The organism is Sedimentimonas flavescens, from assembly GCF_019264375.1.
GTDB classification, from domain to species: domain Bacteria; phylum Pseudomonadota; class Alphaproteobacteria; order Rhodobacterales; family Rhodobacteraceae; genus Rhodobacter; species Rhodobacter flavescens.
The window spans coordinates 90,878-110,173 of record NZ_JAHVAI010000012.1 but is presented as its reverse complement, the minus strand read 5'-3'; the positions used below and the strand labels follow the sequence as shown (position 1 = coordinate 110,173).

Genomic DNA, 19,296 nt, shown 5'->3' with positions numbered 1-19,296 from the left:
CGACGATGCGTTCTGGTGTTATCGCCAAGAAGCTGGGCATGACCCGGCTGTTCCTCGAGGACGGTAAGCAGGTTCCTGTGACCGTTCTCCAACTCGAAAACCTCCAGGTCGTCGCGCAGCGCACCGAAGAGAAGGACGGCTACACCGCCGTTCAGCTCGGCGCGGGCGAAGCGAAGGCCAAGCGTACCACCGCCGCCATGCGCGGCCACTTCGCGAAAGCGAACGTGGCGCCGAAGCGCAAGCTGGCCGAGTTCCGCGTGTCGCCGGAGAACCTGATCGAAGTGGGCGCCGAGATCTCGGCCGAACACTACAACAACGGTCAGTTCGTCGACATCGCCGGTACCTCGATCGGTAAAGGCTTTGCCGGTGCGATGAAGCGCCACAACTTCGGCGGTCTGCGTGCCTCGCACGGTGTGTCGATCTCGCACCGTTCGCACGGTTCGACCGGCCAGTGCCAGGACCCCGGCAAGGTGTTCAAGGGCAAGAAGATGGCGGGTCATCTGGGTGCTGTTCGCGTCACCACGCAGAACATCCAGGTCGTCAAGACCGACGCCGATCGTGGCCTGATCCTCGTCAAGGGCTCGGTTCCGGGCGCCAAGGGCGGCTGGGTCACCATCAAGGACGCCGTCAAGAAGCCGCTGCCGTCGGACGTTCCGATGCCGGCCGGTCTGAAGGGCGCTGCTGCTCCGGCTGAAGAAGCTTCGGTCGAAGGGGGTGAAGCATGAAACTCGATGTGATCAAGCTCGACGCCGGCAAAGCCGGTTCGATCGAACTGTCGGATGACATCTTCGGTCTGGAGCCGCGTGCGGACATCCTGCACCGCGTCGTGCGCTGGCAGCGCGCGAAGGCGCAGGCTGGTACCCACTCGGTGCTGGGCAAGTCGGACGTGTCCTACTCGACCAAGAAGATCTATCGCCAGAAAGGCACCGGCGGCGCTCGTCACGGTTCCAAGAAGGCTCCGATCTTCCGTCACGGTGGTGTGTACAAGGGTCCGACCCCGCGTTCGCACGCCCATGACCTGACGAAGAAGTTCCGCGCCCTGGGCCTCAAGCACGCTCTCTCGGCGAAAGCCAAGGCGGGTAACCTTGTGGTTCTGGAAGCTGCCGATTTGGCCGAAGCCAAGACCAAGCTGCTGGCGCAAGCCGCCAAGGAGCTGGGCTGGAAGAAGGTCCTCGTGATCGACGGCGCCGAGGTGAACGAGAACTTCCTCAAAGCCGCGCGCAACATCGAAGGCTTCGACGTTCTGCCGTCGATGGGCGCCAACGTCTATGACATCCTCAAGCGTGAGACCCTGGTCATCACGAAGGCGGGTGTCGAAGCTCTGGAGGCTCGCCTGAAATGAGCGCGAAACCCGAACATTACGACGTGATCGTGAAGCCCGTCATCACCGAGAAAGCCACCATGGCCTCGGAAAATGGCGCGGTCGTGTTCCAGGTGGCGAAAACCGCGACCAAGCCTGCGATCAAGGAGGCCGTCGAGGCTCTCTTTGGCGTCAAGGTGAAAGCGGTCAACACCACCATCACCAAAGGCAAGACGAAGCGCTTCCGTGGCCAGCCGGGCGTGCGCTCGGACGTCAAGAAAGCCTACGTGACGCTGGAAGACGGTCAGACGATTGACGTTTCGACCGGCCTCTAAGGCTCGGTTGCATGAATTGGGAAGGCCCTCGCGCGAGCGGGGGCCTTCTCGTTTTGGGGGATTGCGTTGCGCACGCCAAGGCGGTGCAGTCTTTGCCCGATCAGGGCCACGAGTACGGGCTCCATGAATTCGTAGCTGTCGGATATGTCGAGGCAGGTCAGTTTCTTGCCCTTGAGCGACATGCCGAACCGCTGTTTGAGCCGCTCAAACTGGCGCTCTTCCATGACGGCGATCACGTCGGCCCAGAGCAACTCCTCAAGTCCCCGCTGCTCGTCTGCATCGTGGCTGAGCCCCGCGAAGTCGGTCGAGACCTAGAATTGCTGTGCTGCGACTTCGGCGGCTGTCGGGCTCCTTTTGCGTGCTCTGCCACGGATGATAAGGGCATTTGTCATGTCAATGCCGGTGCGAGCTTCGCGTGCATTTTGCTGCCTGAAGCCACACCAACTTGGCGGGCGGGGAGGGCGCCTTTAGCATGCTCGATAGTACTTCGTAACGCAGGGCATTATTCACCGCTTGCCCCTAGACTCGCCCCCCCATCCCTGATACATCGCGCCTGTCTAGCGGCCTCGGATTCGTTCCGGGGCCGGTGACTTTTGCACTTGGGGAGCTTCGGCGCCCTTTACACACAGACAGGCGGGGCAACCCGCCGCAAGCTAACGGAAGACAGAAAGCATGGCACTCAAGTCGTATAAGCCGACGACGCCGGGCCAGCGTGGGCTGGTTCTGATCGACCGTTCGGAGCTTTGGAAAGGCCGTCCGGTCAAAGCCCTCGTCGAGGGTTTGACCAAGACCGGTGGCCGGAACAATACCGGGCGCGTCACGATGTGGCACAAGGGTGGTGGCGCGAAGCGTCTCTACCGCGTCGTTGATTTCAAGCGTCGCAAGTTCGACGTTCCGGCTACGGTCGAGCGTATCGAATACGATCCCAACCGCACCGCCTTCATCGCGCTGGTCAAGTACCAGGACGGCGAGCTGGCCTACATCCTGGCCCCGCAGCGTCTGGCTGTCGGCGACACCGTGATCGCGGGCGCGAAGCAGGACATCAAGCCGGGCAACGCGATGCCGTTCTCGGGCATGCCGATCGGTACGATCGTGCACAACGTCGAGCTGAAGCCCGGCAAGGGCGGTCAGCTGGCGCGTGCCGCGGGCACCTACGCCCAGTTCGTCGGCCGTGACGGTGGCTACGCGCAGATCCGCCTTTCGTCGGGCGAGCTGCGTCTGGTGCGTCAGGAATGCATGGCCACCATCGGTGCCGTGTCGAACGCCGACCACTCGAACCAGAACCTCGGTAAAGCGGGCCGCAAGCGTCACATGGGCATCCGCCCGACCGTCCGCGGCGTCGCGATGAACCCGATCGACCACCCGCATGGTGGTGGTGAAGGCCGCACCTCGGGTGGCCGTCACCCGGTGACCCCGTGGGGCAAGCCCACCAAGGGCAAGCGCACCCGCTCGAACAAGAAGACGGACAAGTACATTCTCCGTTCGCGTCACGCTAAGAAGGGTCGTTAAGATATGGCACGTTCTGTTTGGAAAGGCCCTTTCGTTGACGCCTATCTGCTGAAGAAAGCGGAAAAAGCGCGCGCGTCGGGCAAAGGCGAAGTGATCAAGATCTGGTCGCGTCGCTCCACCATTCTGCCGCAGTTCGTGGGCCTCACCTTCGGGGTCTACAACGGTCAGAAGCACATCCCGGTCGCGGTGACCGAAGAGATGATCGGTCAGAAGTTCGGTGAATACTCGCCGACCCGTACCTACTACGGGCACGCTGCCGACAAGAAAGCCAAGAGGAAGTAAGAGCCATGGGTAAGGAACAGAATCCGCGCCGCGTGGCGGATAACGAAGCAATGGCCAAGACCAAGATGCTTCGCACCTCGCCGCAGAAACTGAATCTCGTCGCCGCCCTGATCCGCGGCAAGAAAGTCGATCGTGCCCTGGCCGATCTGACCTTCTCGAACAAGCGGATCGCTGCTGACGTGAAGAAGTGCCTGCAGTCGGCTATCGCCAACGCTGAAAACAACCACGGCCTGGACGTCGACAGCCTCGTCGTCGCCGAAGCCTGGGTTGGCAAGAACCTCGTGATGAAGCGTGGCCGTCCGCGTGCCCGCGGCCGTTTCGGCAAGATCATGAAGCCGTTTTCGGAAATCACCATCAAGGTGCGTCAAGTCGAGGAGCGTGCGTAATGGGACAGAAGGTTAACCCCATTGGGATGCGTCTCCAGGTCAACCGCACCTGGGACAGCCGCTGGTATGCCGACAGCAAAGAGTACGGCAACCTGCTGCTCGAAGACCTCAAGATGCGTGAATTCATCCACGAGGAAGTCAAGCAGGCGGGCATCTCGCGCGTCATCATCGAGCGTCCGCACAAGAAGTGCCGCGTGACCATTCACGCTGCGCGTCCGGGCGTCATCATCGGCAAGAAAGGCGCGGACATCGAAGTCCTGCGCAAGAAGCTGGCGAACTTCACCGACTCGGAACTGCACCTCAACATCGTCGAGGTCCGCAAGCCCGAGCTGGACGCCCAGCTGGTTGCCGAGTCGATCTGCCAGCAGCTCGAGCGTCGCGTCTCGTTCCGTCGCGCCATGAAGCGCGCGGTGCAGAACGCGATGCGCATGGGTGCCCTGGGTATCCGCGTGAACGTCGCCGGCCGTCTGGGCGGTGCCGAGATCGCGCGTACCGAATGGTACCGTGAAGGCCGTGTGCCGCTGCACACGCTGCGCGCCGACATCGACTACGCCCTGGACGAAGCGACGACCCCCTACGGGATCATCGGCGTGAAAGTCTGGATCTTCAAAGGCGAGATCATGGAACATGATCCGCAAGCACGCGACCGCAAGGCCGCCGAGGCCCAAGAAGGCCCGGCTCCGCGTGGCCCGCGCCGCGACGCTCGCTGAGGAGTATGAAAGATGCTGCAACCGAAACGGACTAAGTTCCGCAAACAGCACAAGGGCCGGATTCACGGTGAGGCCAAAGGCGGCTTCAACCTGAACTTCGGTTCGTTCGCCCTGAAGGCGACCGAGCCGGAGCGCGTGACCGCCCGCCAGATCGAAGCTGCGCGTCGTGCGATCACTCGCCACATGAAGCGTCAGGGCCGTGTCTGGATCCGTATCTTCCCGGATACCCCGGTCACCTCGAAGCCGACCGAAGTCCGTATGGGTAAAGGTAAGGGTTCGGTGGACTTCTGGGCGGCGAAGGTCAAACCGGGCCGCATCATGTTCGAGATCGATGGCGTCTCGGAAGTGATCGCCCGCGAGGCCCTGCGTCTCGGCGCGAACAAGCTGCCGGTGACCACCCGCATCGTCGCTCGCGAAGACTGGTAAGATCCGCGCGTAAGAACACGAACCCCCGGCCTCGTCGCCGGGGGTTCACTTTTTCTTCGAAATCGCTTGCATGATTGGCGCGCCGGTGTTAGAGCGCGCAGGTCCTGCAGGCAGGACAGACATAACCCACCAGACATAGAGTCACCTTCGGGGCTCTCTGGTGCCAAGAAAGGACCATGGGATGAACGCCCAAGAACTCAAGGCGAAAACGCCTGATGAGCTGCGTGATCAGCTCGTCGCGCTCAAGAAGGAAGCCTTCAACCTCCGCTTCCAGCAGGCCACCGGTCAGCTCGAGAACACCGCCCGCATGCGCGCCGTCCGCCGTGACGTTGCCCGCGTGAAGACGGTTCTGAACCAAAAAGCCGCTGAAGCTGCGAAGTAAGGAGCCCTTCCATGCCCAAACGTATCCTCCAAGGCGTCGTGACGTCGGACAAGAACGACCAGACCGTTACCGTTCTCGTCGAGCGCCGCTTCAAGCACCCGCTGCTGCAAAAAACCGTTCGTAAGTCGAAGAAATATCGCGCTCACGATGCGGACAACACTTTCAAGGCCGGTGACACCGTTCGCATCGAAGAGTGCGCGCCGATCTCGAAAACCAAGCGCTGGAAGGTCGTCGTCGAGGCCTGAGTTCTCTCAGGTCCCGGCGATAAACTTTCAGTTTATCGAAACCCTGGGGCGGCTAACTGCATAGGCGTCCCCAAAGGTCGGGAGTAACCAAATGATCCAGATGCAGACCAATCTGGATGTTGCTGACAACTCCGGCGCTCGCCGAGTTCAGTGCATCAAGGTCCTGGGTGGTTCGCACCGTCGCTATGCGTCGGTCGGCGACATCATTGTCGTTTCCGTCAAGGAAGCCATCCCGCGCGGCCGCGTGAAGAAAGGTGACGTCCGCAAGGCCGTCGTCGTGCGCACCGCCAAAGAAGTCCGTCGTGAAGATGGCACCGCCATCCGCTTCGACCGTAACGCCGCCGTCATCCTGAACAACCAGGGCGAACCGGTCGGCACCCGTATATTCGGGCCGGTCGTGCGTGAGCTGCGCGCCAAGAACTTCATGAAGATCATCTCGCTCGCTCCGGAGGTGCTGTGATGGCTGCGAAACTCCGTAAAGGCGACAAGGTCGTCGTGCTCGCCGGCAAGGACAAGGGCAAACAGGGTGAAATCACCACCGTTATGCCCAAGGACAACAAGGCGATCGTGGAAGGCGTGAACACCGCCATCCGTCACCAGCGTCAAACCCAGACCACCCAGGGCGGCCGCGTGTCGAAGGCGATGCCGATCGACCTGTCGAACCTGGCTCTGGTTGATGCCAACGGCAAGGCCACCCGCGTCGGCTTCCGCTTTGAAGACGGCAAGAAGGTGCGTTTCGCCAAGACCACCGGGGAGGCGATCTGATGCTGGATCAAGCGACCTATACCCCGCGCCTCAAGGCGCTCTATCATTCGTCCATCCGCGCCGCTCTGAAAGAGCAGTTCGGCTACAAGAACGACATGATGATCCCGAAGCTCGAGAAGATCGTTCTCAACATGGGCGTCGGCGAAGCTGTCAAGGACACCAAGAAGGTCAAGCAGGCCGCCGAGGAGCTGTCGCTCATCGCTGGTCAGAAGGCTGTCACCACGAAGGCCAAGAAGTCGATCGCCGGCTTCCGCGTTCGTGAGGAAATGCCGCTCGGCTGCAAGGTGACCCTGCGTGGCGACCGCATGTACGAATTCCTGGACCGCCTGATCAACGTGGCGATGCCGCGCGTTCGCGACTTCCGCGGCGTGAAGCCCTCGTTCGATGGCCGTGGCAACTTCGCGATGGGCCTCAAAGAGCACATCGTGTTCCCGGAAATCGACTTCGACAAGGTGGACGAAGTTCTCGGCATGGACATCATCATGGTGACCTCGTCGAAATCGGACGCTGAAGCCAAGGCGCTGTTGAAAGCTTTCAACATGCCCTTCAACGCTTGATCGCGGGAGACAACACTTATGGCTAAGAAATCCATGGTTGCGCGCGAAGTGAAGCGTCAGCGTCTTGTGACCAAGTACGCTGGCAAGCGCGCAGAACTCAAGGCGATCGTCGCCGATCAGGACCGCCCGATGGAAGAGCGCTTCAAGGCGTCTCTGAAACTGGCGGAACTGCCCCGCAACTCGTCGGCCGTGCGTCTGCACAACCGTTGCCAGCTCACCGGCCGTCCCCACGCTTACTACCGTAAGCTCAAACTCTCGCGGATCATGCTGCGCGAACTGGCCTCGTTCGGCCAGATCCCCGGCATGGTGAAGTCGAGCTGGTAAGGGAGTCAGGGAATGTCTGTGAACGATCCCCTCGGCGATATGCTGACCCGCATCCGCAACGCGCAACTGCGCGGCAAGTCCACCGTCCGCACCCCGGCTTCGAAGCTTCGCGCCTGGGTTCTCGACGTGCTTGCAGCGGAAGGCTACATCCGTGGCTATGAGAAAGTGACCTGCGAGAAGGGCCTGCCCCAGCTCGAGATCAGCCTGAAGTATTACGAAGGCACCCCGGTGATCCGCGAACTCAAGCGCGTTTCCACCCCCGGTCGTCGCGTTTACGCTTCGGTGAAGGACATCCCGACGGTCCGTCAGGGCCTGGGCGTGTCGATCGTCTCCACGCCGAAAGGCGTCATGACGGACGCGGCTGCGCGCACTGCCAACGTTGGCGGTGAAGTGCTCTGCACCGTGTTCTAAGGAGGGAAGCATGTCTCGTATTGGTAAGAAACCGGTCGAGCTGCCCGCTGGCACCACTGCCACGCTGGCTGGTCAGACCATCGAAGTGAAGGGCCCGAAAGGGACCCGCAGCTTCACCGCTACCGACGATGTGACCATCGCCATCGACGGCAATACCGTCACTGTTACGCCGCGCGGCACTTCGAAGCGTGCGCGTCAGCAGTGGGGTATGACCCGCTCGATGATCGAGAACCTCGGCGTCGGCGTCACCACCGGCTTCAAGAAAGAGCTCGAAATTCAGGGTGTGGGTTACCGCGCCGCGATGCAGGGCAACGTTCTGAAGCTGTCGCTCGGCTACTCGCACGAGGTCAACTTTGAGGTTCCCGCCGGTGTCACCGTCGTGACCCCGAAGCAGACCGAGATCACCATCGAAGGCATTGACCAGCAGCTGGTCGGCCAGGTGGCGGCGAATATCCGCGAGTGGCGGCAGCCCGAGCCCTACAAGGGCAAAGGTATCCGCTACAAGGGCGAGTATGTCTTCCGCAAAGAAGGCAAGAAGAAGTAAGGGTAGCGAAAATGGCGAACAACAAAAGAGAGCTGTTCCTCAAGCGCCGCCTGCGCGTCCGGAACAAACTGAAAGCAATGGCCAATGGCCGTGCCCGTCTGTCGGTGCATCGCTCGTCGAAGAACATCAGCGTCCAGCTGATCGACGACGTGAACGGCGTGACCCTTGCCTCGGCCTCGACCCTCGAAAAGGATCTGGGTCTGGTTGGCAAGAACAACGTCGAAGCAGCCGCCAAGATCGGTGCTGCCATCGCCGAGCGTGCCAAGAACGCCGGTGTCGAAGAGTGCTACTTCGACCGTGGCGGCTTCCTGTTCCACGGGAAGATCAAGGCTCTGGCCGATGCGGCCCGCGAAGCTGGTCTGAAGTTCTAAGAACCGGCGGGTGGCGTTCGCGCCACCCCGATGATCCGGGGGTTTGCCCAGAACGCAGTTCCGGGCACCCACCAGGATTGGATCTAACGGCGTGAAACCACGCCATCACGAAAGGAATGCCTCATGGCAGAACGTGAGAACCGTCGGGACCGTCGCGCCGAGCGCGAAGAGACCCCGGAATTCGCCGATCGTCTCGTTGCGATCAACCGTGTGTCGAAAACCGTGAAGGGTGGTAAGCGCTTCGGCTTCGCCGCGCTCGTCGTTGTCGGTGACCAGCGTGGTCGCGTCGGCTTCGGCAAGGGCAAGGCGAAAGAAGTGCCGGAAGCGATCCGCAAGGCCACCGAGCAAGCTAAGCGCTCGATGGTTCGCGTCGCTCTCAAGGACGCCCGCACGCTGCACCACGACGTCGAGGGCCGTCACGGCGCTGGCAAGGTCGTGATGCGCACCGCCCCGGCCGGTACCGGTATCATCGCCGGTGGTCCGATGCGTGCCGTTTTCGAAATGCTCGGCGTGCAGGACGTTGTTGCGAAGTCGCTCGGCTCGCAGAACCCCTACAACATGATCCGTGCCACGATCGATGGCCTCAAGAAGGAAGCCTCGCCCCGTCAGGTCGCGCAGCGTCGCGGCAAGAAGGTTGCGGACATCCTCGCCAAGCCCGAAGCTGAAGCTTCGGTTGAAGCCTGAGGAGATTGAACCATGGCAAAAACCATCGTTGTTAAGCAAATCGCCTCGGCAGCCCGCCGTCCGGCCATCCAGGCCGCGACCCTCAAGGGTCTGGGCCTTGGCAAGATCAACCGCACCCGTGAACTCGAGGACACCCCCTCGGTCCGCGGCATGGTCAACAAGATCCCGCATCTGGTGACCATCGTCGAAGAGCGCGGCTGATTTCAGCGAATACGCTTGGGAAAACGCCCCGGTCGCAAGGCCGGGGCGTTTTTCATGATCCCTGTGGAAGGATGAACGCAATGGAACTCGAGGAACTGAAGGCCGAGACGGCGCGGTTTTTCGCGGAATTCGAAGGGCAGGGGGACTTGCCCGCGCTTGCGGTCGCGGTGTTCCGCTTCGCGGCCGAGGGGCCGGATGCCGACTGGGACGCCTTTTCCGAGGCAGCCGAAGACGCGGGCTTCGACGTCTCCTGGTATGACGCCGAGGGCGAGGACGAAGCCTGCATCGAGGTCGAGACGCCGCCCGGCGCCCCGTCGCTCGCCTGGCTCTGGAGCTGGGAAGAGCCCCTGATCCTGCTTGGCGCGCTGCATGGCTTCGCTACCGAGGGCTGGGCGATCGAGCCGGTCTGATCCGGTGGGGGGCGTCTATGTTACTTGACCCCCCGCCAGCACCTCGTCTATACGCCCCCGGTGGCCCCCTGTGGTCAAAAGAATCAATCAAGAAACGCCGCGTGTGCCCCTCTGTCGCTTGTGGGGGCATTTCCGGCAAAGGAGAAGCGACATGAAACTGAATGAACTCCGCGACAACGCGGGCGCCGCCAAGAAATCCAAGCGCGTTGCGCGCGGCCCGGGCTCGGGCAAGGGCAAGACCGCCGGTCGCGGTATCAAGGGTCAGAAATCGCGCTCGGGCGTGGCTCTGAACGGTTACGAAGGCGGCCAGATGCCGCTCTACCGTCGCCTGCCGAAGCGCGGCTTCACCAAGCCGAACCGCCTGTCGTTCGCCGTCGTGAACCTCGGCCTGATCGAGAAGTTCATCGCCGAGGGCAAGCTGAACGCTGCTGAGGCCATCACCGAAGACGCGCTGGTCGCTTCGGGTCTGGTGCGCCGCAAGCTTGATGGCGTGCGCGTTCTGGCCAAGGGCGAGATCACCTCGAAAGTCACCCTGAACGTCACGGGCGCTTCGAAAGCGGCTATCGAAGCCGTCGAAAAGGCCGGTGGCACGCTGACCGTTGCCGCCGCCGCTGCGGAATAAGCGGTTGTGGGCGGGCCTCGGCCCGCTTACATAGGCAATAGTTTTCCAGGCGCCGCCGACCGGGGAACGGTCCGGCGGCGTTTTGCATGAAAGAGACGGGCATATGGCATCTGCTGCAGAGCAAATGGCGGCGAACCTCAGATGGGGCGCCCTGGGCAAGGCCACCGAGCTGCGCCAACGTATTTTCTTCACGATCGGGCTGCTGATCATCTATCGCCTCGGCACCTATATCCCGGTGCCGGGCATCGATACGGTGGCGCTGCGTGAATTCATGGAAGGCGCAGCCTCCGGCATCGGTGGCATCCTGTCGATGTTCACCGGCGGTGCGCTTGGCCGGATGGGTATTTTCGCCCTCGGCATCATGCCTTACATCTCGGCCTCGATTATCGTTCAGCTGCTGACCGCGCTGGTTCCCTCGCTGGAGCAGATGAAGAAAGAGGGCGAGCAGGGCCGCAAGAAGATCAACCAGATCACCCGCTACTCGACCGTGGGTCTGGCGACCTTCCAGGCCTTCGGTCTGGCACGCTCGCTTGAGGCGGGCGACCTGGCGCATAACCCGGGCATGTTCTTCGTGGCTTCCGTGGTGATCACGCTGGTCGGCGGCACCATGTTCCTGATGTGGCTCGGTGAGCAGATCACCGCGCGCGGCATCGGCAACGGCGTTTCGCTGATCATCTTCGTCGGCATCGTCGCCGAGATCCCGGCCGCTCTGGCGCAGTTCTTCGCGCAGGGCCGCGCCGGTGCCATCTCGACCCCGGTGATCCTGGGCGTGATCGTGATGGTGGTCGCCGTGATCGCCTTCGTGGTGTTCATGGAGCGCGCGCTGCGCAAGATCCATATCCAATACCCCCGCCGCCAGGTCGGCATGAAGATCTATGACGGCGGCTCGTCGCACCTGCCGATCAAGGTGAACCCGGCGGGCGTGATCCCGGCGATCTTCGCCTCGTCGCTTCTGCTGCTTCCGACCACGATCTCGACCTTCTCGGGCGCTTCGACCGGCCCGATCATGTCGACGGTTCTGGCCTATTTCGGCCCGGGTCAGCCGCTTTACCTGCTGTTCTTCACGGTCATGATCGTCTTCTTCGCGTATTTCTACACCGCGAACGTGGCGTTCAAGTCGGATGAGGTTGCCGACAACCTCAAGAACCAGGGTGGTTTCATCCCCGGTATCCGCCCCGGCAAGAAGACCGAGGATTACCTCGACTATGTCGTCGCGCGCGTGCTGGTCATCGGTTCGGCCTATCTGGCCGCCGTCTGCCTGCTGCCCGAGATCCTGCGCTCGCAGCTGTCGATCCCGTTCTACTTCGGCGGCACCTCGGTGCTGATCGTCGTGTCGGTGACGATGGACACGATCAACCAGGTGCAGTCGCATCTGCTGGCTCACCAGTATGAGGGCCTGATCGAGAAGTCGCAGTTGCGCGGCAAGAAGAAGACGGGCCGCAAGGCTCCGGCGCGTCGCTGAGAAAAGGGACCGGCATGACGAATATCATTCTTCTGGGCCCGCCCGGCGCTGGCAAAGGCACGCAAGCCCGCAAGCTGGTGGACGAGCGGAACATGGTTCAGCTCTCCACCGGGGACATGCTGCGCGAGGCCATGGCCTCGCGCACCGAGATGGGTCAGAAGGTCGCCGGGGTGATGAGCCGCGGCGAGCTGGTCACCGATGAGATCGTCATCGGCCTGATCGAGGAAAAGATGGCCTCGGCCTCGGGGAACGGCTTCATCTTCGACGGCTTCCCGCGCACCTTGCCGCAGGCCGATGCGCTTGGCGCGCTGCTGGTCAAGACCGGCCAGGCGCTGGATGCGGTGATCGAGATGCGGGTGGACGACGAGGCGCTGGTCAAGCGCATCACCGGCCGCTTCACCTGCGGGAACTGCGGCGAGGTCTATCACGACGAGACCAAACCGACCAAGGTTGCGGGCACCTGCGATGTCTGCGGCAGCCACGACATGAAGCGGCGCGCCGATGACAACGAGGACAGCCTCAAGACCCGGCTGATGGAATATTACAAGAAGACCTCTCCGCTGATCGGCTACTACTACCACGCCGGCGCGCTGAGCACCGTCGATGGGTTGGCCGAGATCGACGAGGTTGCGGGTCAGATCGACACCATTCTGGATGCTGTCTCCAAATAAACGCGAAGGCGCTTGACCCGGTGGGCAAATCCTTCTAGGTCACGGCGTCTCGCTTGAGAATCGCCTGAGTCTGCGATGCAGTCTCAGGCTTTCGTGATCCCGGACATCTGACCGGGGTTGTTGTGAAAAAAGGTTCTGGTGCTACGGAACCGCAACATAAGGAAAGTCGCTTTGGCACGTATTGCTGGCGTCAACATTCCGACCGGGAAACGCGTCCCGATCGCTCTTCAGTACATCCACGGCATCGGTGCGATGTTCGCCAACCAGATCGTCGAAGCCGTTGGCATTGCGCCGACGCGCCGTGTGAATGAACTCTCGGACGCCGAAGTGCTCGCGATCCGCGAATACATCGACGCCAACCTCACGGTTGAGGGCGACCTGCGCCGTGAAGTGTCGATGAACATCAAGCGCCTGATGGACCTTGGCTGCTACCGCGGCCTGCGTCACCGTCGCAACCTGCCGGTTCGCGGTCAGCGCACCCACACCAACGCCCGTACCCGCAAGGGCCCGGCCAAGCCGATCGCCGGCAAGAAGAAGTAAGGGGAGGGTGAACTAATGGCTCGCGATAAAACCCGCGTTAAACGCAAAGAGCGCAAGAACATCGCCGCTGGCGTCGTTCACGTGAACTCGTCGTTCAACAACACCAAGATCCTGATCTCTGACGTTCAGGGCAACGCCATTTCGTGGTCGTCCTCGGGCACCATGGGCTTCAAGGGCTCGCGCAAATCGACCCCTTATGCCGCCCAGATGGCTGCTGAAGATGCTGCCCGCAAGGCGCAGGAGCACGGCCTGAAGACGGTCGACGTTGAAGTGCAAGGCCCGGGTTCGGGCCGCGAGTCGGCGCTGCGCGCGCTGGCCGCTGTTGGTCTCACGATCACCTCGATCCGTGACGTGACCCCGATCGCACACAACGGCTGCCGCCCGCCCAAGCGCCGCCGCGTCTAATCAAAGTTTCGACGGTCGGGCCGTGCGGGGGTTCCTGCACGGCCCGGCTGCTTTCGCATTTTTCCTCGGGCGTTTCGGACTATTGGACATGGGTCCGAAACAAGTATGGAGGCAGAGCGCATGATCCATAAGAATTGGGCCGAACTGATCAAGCCGACGCAGCTTGAAGTCAAAGCCGGCAACGACCCGCAACGTCAGGCTACCGTGATCGCCGAACCGCTTGAGCGCGGCTTCGGTCTGACGCTGGGCAACGCGCTGCGCCGTGTGCTGATGTCGTCGCTCCAGGGCGCCGCCATCACCTCGGTGCAGATCGACAACGTGCTGCACGAGTTCTCCTCGGTCGCCGGTGTGCGTGAGGATGTCACCGACATCATCCTGAACCTCAAGGGCATCTCGCTGAAGATGGAAGTCGAGGGGCCGAAGCGCCTGTCGATCTCGGCCAAGGGCCCAGGCGTTGTCACCGGTGGCGACATCTCGGAATCGAACGGCATTGAGGTCCTGAACAAGGATCACGTGATCTGCCATCTCGACGACGGCGCCGACCTGTTCATGGAACTCACCGTGAACACCGGTAAAGGCTATGTGGCCGCCGACAAGAACAAGCCGGAAGATGCGCCGATCGGCCTGATCGCCATTGATGCGATCTACTCGCCGGTGAAGAAAGTCGCTTACGAAGTTCAGCCCACCCGTGAGGGCCAGGTGCTCGACTACGACAAGCTGACGATGAAGATCGAAACCGACGGTTCGCTGACCCCCGAAGACGCCGTGGCCTATGCCGCGCGCATCCTGCAGGATCAGCTGTCGATCTTCGTGAACTTCGAAGAGCCGGAATCGGCCTCGAAGCAGGATGCCGACGAGGGCCTCGAGTTCAACCCGCTCCTCCTCAAGAAGGTGGACGAGCTGGAACTTTCGGTGCGTTCGGCCAACTGCCTCAAGAACGACAACATCGTCTATATCGGCGACCTCATCCAGAAAACCGAAGCCGAGATGCTCCGCACCCCGAACTTCGGCCGCAAGTCGCTCAACGAGATCAAGGAAGTGCTCTCGGGCATGGGTCTGCACCTCGGCATGGAAGTCGAGGATTGGCCGCCGGAGAACATCGAGGATCTGGCCAAGCGTTTCGAAGATCAGTTCTGATCTTGCGCGCTTGACTCATTCGGGGGGCGTGGGCTAAACGCCCCCCATCCAATGCCGGGACGTCCCGGGAACCATGGGCAAATGCCCCAACGACGCTCCGTCCAACGCAGGCGGCGCAACACAAAGCAAAAACGCAAGACTGGAGAAATACGATGCGTCACGCTCGCGGCTATCGCCGTCTGAACCGTACCCACGAACACCGCAAGGCGCTGTTCGCCAACATGGCTGGCTCGCTCATCGAGCACGAGCAGATCAAGACCACGCTGCCCAAAGCCAAGGAACTGCGCCCGATCATCGAAAAGCTGATCACGCTGGCCAAGCGCGGTGACCTGCACGCGCGCCGTCTGGCCGCTTCGCAGCTGAAGGAAGACCAGTACGTCGCCAAGCTGTTCGACGTGCTCGGCCCGCGCTTCAAAGAGCGCAACGGTGGTTACACCCGCGTTCTGAAAGCCGGCTTCCGCTATGGTGACATGGCTCCGATGGCGATCATCGAACTGGTTGACCGTGACCCCGCCGCCAAAGGCGCTGCCGACAAGGCCCGCCTGGCTGCCGAGGAAGCCGCCGAGGAATAATCCTCCGGCCGCTCGGTCCGACCGAACTGAGAATCCCGCCCTTGGGCGGGATTTTTCTTTTTCGGATCGTGGCGAGAATCGCGCTCGGCCGCTTGGCCCCATCTCCCCCCGCGCTATACGAAATAGAGCACCCTGCGGCGCCCTGGCCGCGCCAATGGGTGTGCAATTCCTGCGCCTTTAAGTTTATACATGGTTAACACCCACCCGGGAAAGTCAGCAAATTCAATTAAAAGTTGACGGACCCCACAGCGACCTGTCTAAAAGGATATGTCTTTTAATCGCGCGACGTCTGAAATGCTGAACGAACTGGCCCAGCTGTCACCTCTCGGATTCACCGTAGGGTTGCACATACGCTTCGCCACGCCGCTGATCTATCACAGCACGTTTCCGCCCGGTTGGGTCCGTCTCTACAACGACAACTCTTACTACCTGCGCGATCCCCTCGTTTTTTGGGGGATTGGCTGCACTGGGGTCACCCGCTGGAGCGAGATTACCTTTCCCGACCCGTTTGATGTCATCAAACAGGCGGCGGCATTCGGCATGAAATTTGGAGCATCGGCCTCTTGTGGGCCGATCTCTTCGCGCTCCATCGTCGGTATCGGTCGGGGGGACCGGGAATTTACCGACGCCGAGTTGGCGAAGCTTCTGGAAATAGCGTTGCGCCTGCATGAGGAGAATACGCCACCGACTGAGCTGACAACCGCTCAGATCGAGGCCCTGCAATGCATTTCGAACGGGGATCGCCACACTGCTGCCGCTGCCAAACTGGGGATATCGGAGAGTGCGCTGAAAGCGAGGTTGAAGTCGGCCCGGATCCGACTTGAGGCCCGCACCACCTCCGAGGCCGTGCGAAAAGCGCGAGAATACAGATTGCTCTGAGCTCTGTGGCGCTTCCTGCCAGGTTTCAACCCCAAGGAGGCACTACTATGGAAGCTACCACTCTTTCTTACGCCAATCTGCACAACCATGGCGAGTTGTTCGCGAATTTCCTTCGCGCACGACACGAAACTTTCATCGGTCGCAAGCGGTGGGATCTGCCGCAGGTCGACGGGATGGAGTTCGACCAATACGACACGGCGGCAAGCCGCTGGGTCGCCGTGCACGAGAATGGCCGGGTTCTGGCCGGGGTGCGGCTGCTGCCCACCACGCACCAGTGCGGCATCTATTCCTACATGATCCGCGACGCACAGCGCGGGCTGCTTGAGGCGATCCCGTCGAACCTGCTCTGGCAGGAAGCGCCGATCGGCGAGCATATCTGGGAATGCTCGCGCATCTTCGTGTCCGAGCACGTCCCCTCGGGGCAGCGGATGCGCGTTCAGTCGCAACTGATCCACGAGATGGTCATCTCGGCGCGCACCTTCGGGGCGACGCAGGTACTGGGTCTGATCCCGGCCCTTGCGCCGCGTCTGGCACGCCGGGTGGGGCTGGACTGCGAGCCGACGGGGCCTGTGCTCGACATCGGCGGCGCGCATGTCTGCGTCGAGATCAGCCTCGCCACCAAGATGCACTGATCCAACATGCGGCCGAAACCAACGTGCCGCAGCCTGTATGACTGACTTGCCCCTGCCAAACGCGGGGGCCTTTTTCTGTTTGGGCCAGCGTTCGTCACGGATCTTTCTGCGTGCAGCCAAGTCCCGTGATAGGCTGGGCCCGAGCGCGGCTGCCGCCGGGTTCATTTCCGGACTAGGAGAATGCGCGATGACACGACACGAGGGGGGCTGCCTGTGCGGGGCCGTTCGCTACGCAACGCTTGCCATGCCGAGCCGGGTTACGGTCTGCCATTGCCGGTTTTGCCAAAGGGCCACCGGATCGGCCTATATGGTAGAGCCGATCTTCGACGAGCGCGATCTGGTCGTGCTTTCGGGCGCTCCCAAGATCTATGATCAGGTCTCTGCGGGCTCCGGCAAGGTTGTCCACGTGCATTTCTGTCCGGATTGCGGAACCAAGCTCTGGCTGAGTTTTGAGCGGTTTCCCGGCGCCGTCGGCATATATGCCGGGACCTTTGATGACCCCTGTTGGTTTCCGCTCGCCCCGGAGAGTTCAAAGCACATCTTTCTTGGGGCGGCTCGTCCGGACACCATCGTGCCCGCCGGGGTTCCGACCTTCACCGAGCATGCGACCACGAACGACGGCACACCACAGCAGGCGACGATCTTCGAAACCTGCCGCCGCACTGGGGACTTGTAAGGCGAGCGCGCGGAGCAACGCGGGTCTTGCGGCGCCTGGAGACAACTTTGGGCAGGGGAAGCCATGGCGCAGGGGTGACCGCATATTTCCAATGGCAGTCCCATGGAAAACCTCGTGGGGTTTAGCCGCGCCGTCGGGGTCGGGAATTTCTTCGCGGTGGGCGGCACCGCGCCGGTCGGACCCGATGGCAACACGGTTGGAGCCGGCGACGTGTTCCTGCAGACCAAGTAATGTTTCGAGATCATCATGGCTGCGCTGGAGCAGGCCGGATCGGACCGCAGGAAGTTGCGCGCACAAGACTGATCCTGACTGACATCGACAACTGGAAAGAGGTCATCGAGGCGCGCAAGCGTTACTGCCTCAATGCGGCCCGTCGATACGATCATGGCGATCAACCGCTTCGTGCCCCCCCAAGTGGCTGATCGAGATCGAGGTAGAACCCGTCGTGCCCGACTAAGGCGTGCCCCGCATCACCGTTTCTTGTGGCGGGGGGCTTTCGCGCCGCTCTTGCGCGGATTACCTATGAGGCATGTCTGACCTGTTCGATAGCCAACCGGCGAAAGAGGCTCCGTCCCATCGCCCCCTCGCGGACCGTATCCGGCCGCAGCACCTTTCGGAGGTGATCGGGCAGGAGCATGTGCTTGGCCCCGAGGGTCCCTTGGGCGCGATGCTGGCGGCGGGGTCGCTGAGTTCGCTGATCCTCTGGGGGCCGCCGGGCGTCGGCAAGACCACCATCGCGAGGCTGCTGGCATCGGAAACCGACCGCAGCTTCGTTCAGATCTCGGCTATCTTCTCGGGGGTGCCGGAACTGCGCAAGGTCTTCGAGGCGGCCAAGCTGCGCTTCCGGCAGGGCAGGGGAACGCTGCTTTTCGTCGACGAGATTCACCGTTTCAACAAGGCGCAGCAGGACAGCTTCCTGCCGCATATGGAGGACGGTACGATCCTTCTGGTCGGCGCCACCACCGAGAACCCGAGCTTTGAGCTGAACGCCGCCGTGCTCAGCCGCGCGCAGGTGATCGTGCTGGAGCGTCTGAACCTCGCCAGCCTCGAACGGCTGGCGCAGCGCGCCGAGCAGACCCTGGGCCGGGCGCTGCCGCTCAAGGCCCCGGCGCGCGAGGCGCTCTTGGAGATGGCCGATGGCGACGGGCGCGCACTGCTCAATCTGATCGAGCAGGTGATGGCGTGGAAGGTCGCGGCGCCGCTTGATACGCAGGCACTTTCGGCGCGACTGATGCGGCGGGCGGCGAAATACGACAAGTCGGGGGATGAGCATTACAATCTGATCTCGGCCCTGCACAAATCGGTGCGCGGGTCTGACCCGGACGCGGCGCTTTACTGGTTCGCCCGGATGCTCGAAGGCGGCGAAGACCCGCGCTACCTCGCGCGGCGCTTCGTGCGTATGGCGGTCGAGGATATCGGCCTTGCCGATCCGCAGGCCCAGACCCACGCGCTGCACGCCTGGGAGATCTATGAGCGGCTTGGCTCGCCCGAGGGCGAGTTGGCACTGGCGCAGACGGTGGTCTATCTGGCCCTCGCGCCGAAATCGAACGCGGGCTACGTTGCCTACAAGGCCGCGCGTGACGGCGCGCGCAAGACGGGGTCAGAGCCGCCGCCCAAGCATATCCTGAACGCGCCGACCCGGCTGATGGAAGAGCAGGGCTATGGCGCGGGCTATGCCTATGACCATGATGCCGAGGATGGCTTTTCGGGGCAGAACTACTTCCCCGACACGATGAAGCGCCCGGTTTATTACAATCCGGTCGAGCGCGGCTTCGAACGTGAGCTGAAAAAGCGTGTCGAATGGTTCGCGAAGCTGCGAGACAAGCGTAACGGTTGACATTTGGCCCCCCCGAGGGTT

34 protein-coding genes are annotated in these 19,296 nt (G+C 62.1%); 33 read left to right on the top strand and 1 reads right to left on the bottom strand.

Going from position 1 to position 19,296, the window contains the following annotated elements; genetic code table 11:
• Positions 1-5: 5 nt before the first annotated feature.
• The 3 genes from rplC to KTQ37_RS12655 are packed head-to-tail and all read left to right on the top strand — an operon-like array spanning position 6 to position 1,635.
• Positions 6-725: a 50S ribosomal protein L3 gene (rplC, locus tag KTQ37_RS12665; protein ID WP_218630885.1), complete on the top strand. Its 720-nt coding sequence runs from the start codon at positions 6-8 to the stop codon at positions 723-725.
• Positions 722-1,342, top strand: coding sequence for a 50S ribosomal protein L4 (gene rplD / locus KTQ37_RS12660; protein ID WP_218630884.1), 621 nt, complete (start codon positions 722-724; stop codon positions 1,340-1,342). The genes rplC and rplD overlap by 4 nt, the downstream gene beginning before the upstream one ends.
• Positions 1,339-1,635, top strand: a complete 297-nt coding sequence (locus tag KTQ37_RS12655) for a 50S ribosomal protein L23 (RefSeq protein ID WP_218630883.1) — start codon at positions 1,339-1,341, stop codon at positions 1,633-1,635. Before rplD ends, KTQ37_RS12655 begins: the two co-directional genes overlap by 4 nt.
• Here the strand turns inward: KTQ37_RS12655 and KTQ37_RS12650 are convergent.
• Positions 1,632-1,886, bottom strand: coding sequence for a hypothetical protein (locus KTQ37_RS12650; protein ID WP_218630882.1), 255 nt, complete (start codon positions 1,884-1,886; stop codon positions 1,632-1,634). The two genes, KTQ37_RS12655 and KTQ37_RS12650, sit on opposite strands and share 4 nt — an antisense overlap.
• Positions 1,887-2,307: 421 nt before the next feature.
• On the opposite strand from KTQ37_RS12650, the gene rplB reads away from it, so the two are divergent.
• From rplB to KTQ37_RS12505, 30 genes are all read left to right on the top strand, one after another.
• Positions 2,308-3,144, top strand: coding sequence for a 50S ribosomal protein L2 (gene rplB / locus KTQ37_RS12645; protein WP_218630881.1), 837 nt, complete (start codon positions 2,308-2,310; stop codon positions 3,142-3,144).
• Positions 3,145-3,147: 3 nt separating this feature from the next.
• A complete protein-coding gene (gene rpsS / locus KTQ37_RS12640) occupies positions 3,148-3,426 on the top strand; it encodes a 30S ribosomal protein S19 (RefSeq protein ID WP_218630880.1) in 279 nt (92 codons plus the stop codon).
• A gap of 5 nt (positions 3,427-3,431) precedes the next feature.
• Positions 3,432-3,812, top strand: coding sequence for a 50S ribosomal protein L22 (gene rplV / locus KTQ37_RS12635; RefSeq protein WP_218630879.1), 381 nt, complete (start codon positions 3,432-3,434; stop codon positions 3,810-3,812).
• Entirely contained in the window at positions 3,812-4,522 is a 711-nt protein-coding gene (rpsC, locus tag KTQ37_RS12630; protein WP_218630878.1) for a 30S ribosomal protein S3, read from the top strand. The genes rplV and rpsC overlap by 1 nt, the downstream gene beginning before the upstream one ends.
• 12 nt (positions 4,523-4,534) lie before the next feature.
• A complete protein-coding gene (gene rplP / locus KTQ37_RS12625) occupies positions 4,535-4,948 on the top strand; it encodes a 50S ribosomal protein L16 (RefSeq protein WP_218630877.1) in 414 nt (137 codons plus the stop codon).
• Positions 4,949-5,129: 181 nt separating this feature from the next.
• Positions 5,130-5,330, top strand: a complete 201-nt coding sequence (gene rpmC, locus KTQ37_RS12620; protein ID WP_038144431.1) for a 50S ribosomal protein L29 — start codon at positions 5,130-5,132, stop codon at positions 5,328-5,330.
• Positions 5,331-5,341: 11 nt separating this feature from the next.
• Positions 5,342-5,575, top strand: coding sequence for a 30S ribosomal protein S17 (gene rpsQ / locus KTQ37_RS12615; RefSeq protein ID WP_218630876.1), 234 nt, complete (start codon positions 5,342-5,344; stop codon positions 5,573-5,575).
• Positions 5,576-5,666: 91 nt separating this feature from the next.
• Positions 5,667-6,035, top strand: coding sequence for a 50S ribosomal protein L14 (gene rplN, locus KTQ37_RS12610; protein WP_022705624.1), 369 nt, complete (start codon positions 5,667-5,669; stop codon positions 6,033-6,035).
• Positions 6,035-6,340 (top strand): 50S ribosomal protein L24, encoded by a 306-nt coding sequence (gene rplX, locus KTQ37_RS12605; RefSeq protein ID WP_218630875.1) that lies wholly within the window; start codon positions 6,035-6,037, stop codon positions 6,338-6,340. The genes rplN and rplX overlap by 1 nt, the downstream gene beginning before the upstream one ends.
• Positions 6,340-6,897 (top strand): 50S ribosomal protein L5, encoded by a 558-nt coding sequence (gene rplE, locus KTQ37_RS12600; protein ID WP_218630874.1) that lies wholly within the window; start codon positions 6,340-6,342, stop codon positions 6,895-6,897. The genes rplX and rplE overlap by 1 nt, the downstream gene beginning before the upstream one ends.
• 18 nt (positions 6,898-6,915) lie before the next feature.
• Positions 6,916-7,221, top strand: a complete 306-nt coding sequence (gene rpsN, locus KTQ37_RS12595; protein WP_218630873.1) for a 30S ribosomal protein S14 — start codon at positions 6,916-6,918, stop codon at positions 7,219-7,221.
• A 12-nt stretch (positions 7,222-7,233) separates the two neighbouring features.
• Positions 7,234-7,632 carry a 30S ribosomal protein S8 gene (gene rpsH, locus KTQ37_RS12590; RefSeq protein ID WP_218630872.1) on the top strand — a complete coding sequence of 133 codons (399 nt, stop codon included), beginning with the start codon at positions 7,234-7,236 and terminating at the stop codon, positions 7,630-7,632.
• A gap of 10 nt (positions 7,633-7,642) precedes the next feature.
• Positions 7,643-8,176 carry a 50S ribosomal protein L6 gene (gene rplF, locus KTQ37_RS12585; RefSeq protein WP_218630871.1) on the top strand — a complete coding sequence of 178 codons (534 nt, stop codon included), beginning with the start codon at positions 7,643-7,645 and terminating at the stop codon, positions 8,174-8,176.
• Between the two features lie 11 nt (positions 8,177-8,187).
• Positions 8,188-8,547: a 50S ribosomal protein L18 gene (gene rplR, locus KTQ37_RS12580; protein ID WP_218630870.1), complete on the top strand. Its 360-nt coding sequence runs from the start codon at positions 8,188-8,190 to the stop codon at positions 8,545-8,547.
• A 123-nt stretch (positions 8,548-8,670) separates the two neighbouring features.
• Entirely contained in the window at positions 8,671-9,231 is a 561-nt protein-coding gene (rpsE, locus tag KTQ37_RS12575) for a 30S ribosomal protein S5 (RefSeq protein WP_218630869.1), read from the top strand.
• Positions 9,232-9,243: 12 nt separating this feature from the next.
• The gene (gene rpmD / locus KTQ37_RS12570; protein ID WP_218630868.1) at positions 9,244-9,432 is read left to right on the top strand and encodes a 50S ribosomal protein L30; all 189 of its coding nucleotides are present in this window, start codon (positions 9,244-9,246) and stop codon (positions 9,430-9,432) included.
• A gap of 80 nt (positions 9,433-9,512) precedes the next feature.
• Positions 9,513-9,842, top strand: a complete 330-nt coding sequence (locus KTQ37_RS12565; RefSeq protein ID WP_218630867.1) for a ribonuclease E inhibitor RraB — start codon at positions 9,513-9,515, stop codon at positions 9,840-9,842.
• A gap of 151 nt (positions 9,843-9,993) precedes the next feature.
• Positions 9,994-10,464, top strand: a complete 471-nt coding sequence (gene rplO / locus KTQ37_RS12560) for a 50S ribosomal protein L15 (RefSeq protein ID WP_218630866.1) — start codon at positions 9,994-9,996, stop codon at positions 10,462-10,464.
• A gap of 103 nt (positions 10,465-10,567) precedes the next feature.
• Positions 10,568-11,926 carry a preprotein translocase subunit SecY gene (gene secY, locus KTQ37_RS12555; protein WP_218630865.1) on the top strand — a complete coding sequence of 453 codons (1,359 nt, stop codon included), beginning with the start codon at positions 10,568-10,570 and terminating at the stop codon, positions 11,924-11,926.
• Between the two features lie 14 nt (positions 11,927-11,940).
• The gene (locus KTQ37_RS12550) at positions 11,941-12,597 is read left to right on the top strand and encodes an adenylate kinase (protein WP_218630864.1); all 657 of its coding nucleotides are present in this window, start codon (positions 11,941-11,943) and stop codon (positions 12,595-12,597) included.
• Between the two features lie 171 nt (positions 12,598-12,768).
• On the top strand, positions 12,769-13,137 hold the full coding sequence (rpsM, locus tag KTQ37_RS12545; RefSeq protein ID WP_218630863.1) for a 30S ribosomal protein S13: 369 nt from the start codon (positions 12,769-12,771) through the stop codon (positions 13,135-13,137).
• A gap of 15 nt (positions 13,138-13,152) precedes the next feature.
• The gene (gene rpsK, locus KTQ37_RS12540; RefSeq protein ID WP_068765008.1) at positions 13,153-13,542 is read left to right on the top strand and encodes a 30S ribosomal protein S11; all 390 of its coding nucleotides are present in this window, start codon (positions 13,153-13,155) and stop codon (positions 13,540-13,542) included.
• Positions 13,543-13,662: 120 nt separating this feature from the next.
• Entirely contained in the window at positions 13,663-14,679 is a 1,017-nt protein-coding gene (locus KTQ37_RS12535) for a DNA-directed RNA polymerase subunit alpha (RefSeq protein WP_218630862.1), read from the top strand.
• 152 nt (positions 14,680-14,831) lie between these two features.
• The gene (rplQ, locus tag KTQ37_RS12530; protein WP_218630861.1) at positions 14,832-15,251 is read left to right on the top strand and encodes a 50S ribosomal protein L17; all 420 of its coding nucleotides are present in this window, start codon (positions 14,832-14,834) and stop codon (positions 15,249-15,251) included.
• A gap of 294 nt (positions 15,252-15,545) precedes the next feature.
• Positions 15,546-16,130: a helix-turn-helix transcriptional regulator gene (locus KTQ37_RS12525; protein WP_236021214.1), complete on the top strand. Its 585-nt coding sequence runs from the start codon at positions 15,546-15,548 to the stop codon at positions 16,128-16,130.
• 47 nt (positions 16,131-16,177) lie between these two features.
• Positions 16,178-16,762 carry an acyl-homoserine-lactone synthase gene (locus tag KTQ37_RS12520; RefSeq protein ID WP_218630859.1) on the top strand — a complete coding sequence of 195 codons (585 nt, stop codon included), beginning with the start codon at positions 16,178-16,180 and terminating at the stop codon, positions 16,760-16,762.
• Positions 16,722-17,438 (top strand): GFA family protein, encoded by a 717-nt coding sequence (locus tag KTQ37_RS16960; protein WP_328799729.1) that lies wholly within the window; start codon positions 16,722-16,724, stop codon positions 17,436-17,438. Before KTQ37_RS12520 ends, KTQ37_RS16960 begins: the two co-directional genes overlap by 41 nt.
• A gap of 102 nt (positions 17,439-17,540) precedes the next feature.
• The gene (locus KTQ37_RS16905; protein ID WP_268921083.1) at positions 17,541-17,669 is read left to right on the top strand and encodes a RidA family protein; all 129 of its coding nucleotides are present in this window, start codon (positions 17,541-17,543) and stop codon (positions 17,667-17,669) included.
• Positions 17,669-17,860: a RidA family protein gene (locus KTQ37_RS16770; protein WP_236021212.1), complete on the top strand. Its 192-nt coding sequence runs from the start codon at positions 17,669-17,671 to the stop codon at positions 17,858-17,860. The genes KTQ37_RS16905 and KTQ37_RS16770 overlap by 1 nt, the downstream gene beginning before the upstream one ends.
• 107 nt (positions 17,861-17,967) lie before the next feature.
• A complete protein-coding gene (locus KTQ37_RS12505) occupies positions 17,968-19,275 on the top strand; it encodes a replication-associated recombination protein A (RefSeq protein ID WP_218630857.1) in 1,308 nt (435 codons plus the stop codon).
• The last annotated feature ends 21 nt before the right edge of the window (positions 19,276-19,296 follow it).

What these genes read in the sequence shown, in the direction of transcription:
- rpsQ (WP_218630876.1), top strand. Translation starts at nt 5,342, where the DNA reads ATGCCCAAACGTATCCTCCAAGGCGTCGTGACGTCGGACAAGAACGAC.
- KTQ37_RS12565 (WP_218630867.1), top strand. Translation starts at nt 9,513, where the DNA reads ATGGAACTCGAGGAACTGAAGGCCGAGACGGCGCGGTTTTTCGCGGAA.
- rplF (WP_218630871.1), top strand. Translation starts at nt 7,643, where the DNA reads ATGTCTCGTATTGGTAAGAAACCGGTCGAGCTGCCCGCTGGCACCACT.
- rplX (WP_218630875.1), top strand. Translation starts at nt 6,035, where the DNA reads ATGGCTGCGAAACTCCGTAAAGGCGACAAGGTCGTCGTGCTCGCCGGC.
- KTQ37_RS16770 (WP_236021212.1), top strand. Translation starts at nt 17,669, where the DNA reads ATGTTTCGAGATCATCATGGCTGCGCTGGAGCAGGCCGGATCGGACCG.
- rplO (WP_218630866.1), top strand. Translation starts at nt 9,994, where the DNA reads ATGAAACTGAATGAACTCCGCGACAACGCGGGCGCCGCCAAGAAATCC.
- rpmC (WP_038144431.1), top strand. Translation starts at nt 5,130, where the DNA reads ATGAACGCCCAAGAACTCAAGGCGAAAACGCCTGATGAGCTGCGTGAT.
- rplE (WP_218630874.1), top strand. Translation starts at nt 6,340, where the DNA reads ATGCTGGATCAAGCGACCTATACCCCGCGCCTCAAGGCGCTCTATCAT.
- rpsK (WP_068765008.1), top strand. Translation starts at nt 13,153, where the DNA reads ATGGCTCGCGATAAAACCCGCGTTAAACGCAAAGAGCGCAAGAACATC.
- rpsS (WP_218630880.1), top strand. Translation starts at nt 3,148, where the DNA reads ATGGCACGTTCTGTTTGGAAAGGCCCTTTCGTTGACGCCTATCTGCTG.
- KTQ37_RS12535 (WP_218630862.1), top strand. Translation starts at nt 13,663, where the DNA reads ATGATCCATAAGAATTGGGCCGAACTGATCAAGCCGACGCAGCTTGAA.
- KTQ37_RS12520 (WP_218630859.1), top strand. Translation starts at nt 16,178, where the DNA reads ATGGAAGCTACCACTCTTTCTTACGCCAATCTGCACAACCATGGCGAG.
- rpsE (WP_218630869.1), top strand. Translation starts at nt 8,671, where the DNA reads ATGGCAGAACGTGAGAACCGTCGGGACCGTCGCGCCGAGCGCGAAGAG.
- rpsN (WP_218630873.1), top strand. Translation starts at nt 6,916, where the DNA reads ATGGCTAAGAAATCCATGGTTGCGCGCGAAGTGAAGCGTCAGCGTCTT.
- rpmD (WP_218630868.1), top strand. Translation starts at nt 9,244, where the DNA reads ATGGCAAAAACCATCGTTGTTAAGCAAATCGCCTCGGCAGCCCGCCGT.
- KTQ37_RS16960 (WP_328799729.1), top strand. Translation starts at nt 16,722, where the DNA reads ATGTCTGCGTCGAGATCAGCCTCGCCACCAAGATGCACTGATCCAACA.
- rplN (WP_022705624.1), top strand. Translation starts at nt 5,667, where the DNA reads ATGATCCAGATGCAGACCAATCTGGATGTTGCTGACAACTCCGGCGCT.
- rpsH (WP_218630872.1), top strand. Translation starts at nt 7,234, where the DNA reads ATGTCTGTGAACGATCCCCTCGGCGATATGCTGACCCGCATCCGCAAC.
- KTQ37_RS12550 (WP_218630864.1), top strand. Translation starts at nt 11,941, where the DNA reads ATGACGAATATCATTCTTCTGGGCCCGCCCGGCGCTGGCAAAGGCACG.
- KTQ37_RS16905 (WP_268921083.1), top strand. Translation starts at nt 17,541, where the DNA reads ATGGAAAACCTCGTGGGGTTTAGCCGCGCCGTCGGGGTCGGGAATTTC.
- rplB (WP_218630881.1), top strand. Translation starts at nt 2,308, where the DNA reads ATGGCACTCAAGTCGTATAAGCCGACGACGCCGGGCCAGCGTGGGCTG.
- KTQ37_RS12525 (WP_236021214.1), top strand. Translation starts at nt 15,546, where the DNA reads ATGCTGAACGAACTGGCCCAGCTGTCACCTCTCGGATTCACCGTAGGG.
- rpsC (WP_218630878.1), top strand. Translation starts at nt 3,812, where the DNA reads ATGGGACAGAAGGTTAACCCCATTGGGATGCGTCTCCAGGTCAACCGC.
- rplQ (WP_218630861.1), top strand. Translation starts at nt 14,832, where the DNA reads ATGCGTCACGCTCGCGGCTATCGCCGTCTGAACCGTACCCACGAACAC.
- KTQ37_RS12655 (WP_218630883.1), top strand. Translation starts at nt 1,339, where the DNA reads ATGAGCGCGAAACCCGAACATTACGACGTGATCGTGAAGCCCGTCATC.
- rplD (WP_218630884.1), top strand. Translation starts at nt 722, where the DNA reads ATGAAACTCGATGTGATCAAGCTCGACGCCGGCAAAGCCGGTTCGATC.
- rplV (WP_218630879.1), top strand. Translation starts at nt 3,432, where the DNA reads ATGGGTAAGGAACAGAATCCGCGCCGCGTGGCGGATAACGAAGCAATG.
- KTQ37_RS12505 (WP_218630857.1), top strand. Translation starts at nt 17,968, where the DNA reads ATGTCTGACCTGTTCGATAGCCAACCGGCGAAAGAGGCTCCGTCCCAT.
- rplR (WP_218630870.1), top strand. Translation starts at nt 8,188, where the DNA reads ATGGCGAACAACAAAAGAGAGCTGTTCCTCAAGCGCCGCCTGCGCGTC.
- rplC (WP_218630885.1), top strand. Translation starts at nt 6, where the DNA reads ATGCGTTCTGGTGTTATCGCCAAGAAGCTGGGCATGACCCGGCTGTTC.
- rplP (WP_218630877.1), top strand. Translation starts at nt 4,535, where the DNA reads ATGCTGCAACCGAAACGGACTAAGTTCCGCAAACAGCACAAGGGCCGG.
- secY (WP_218630865.1), top strand. Translation starts at nt 10,568, where the DNA reads ATGGCATCTGCTGCAGAGCAAATGGCGGCGAACCTCAGATGGGGCGCC.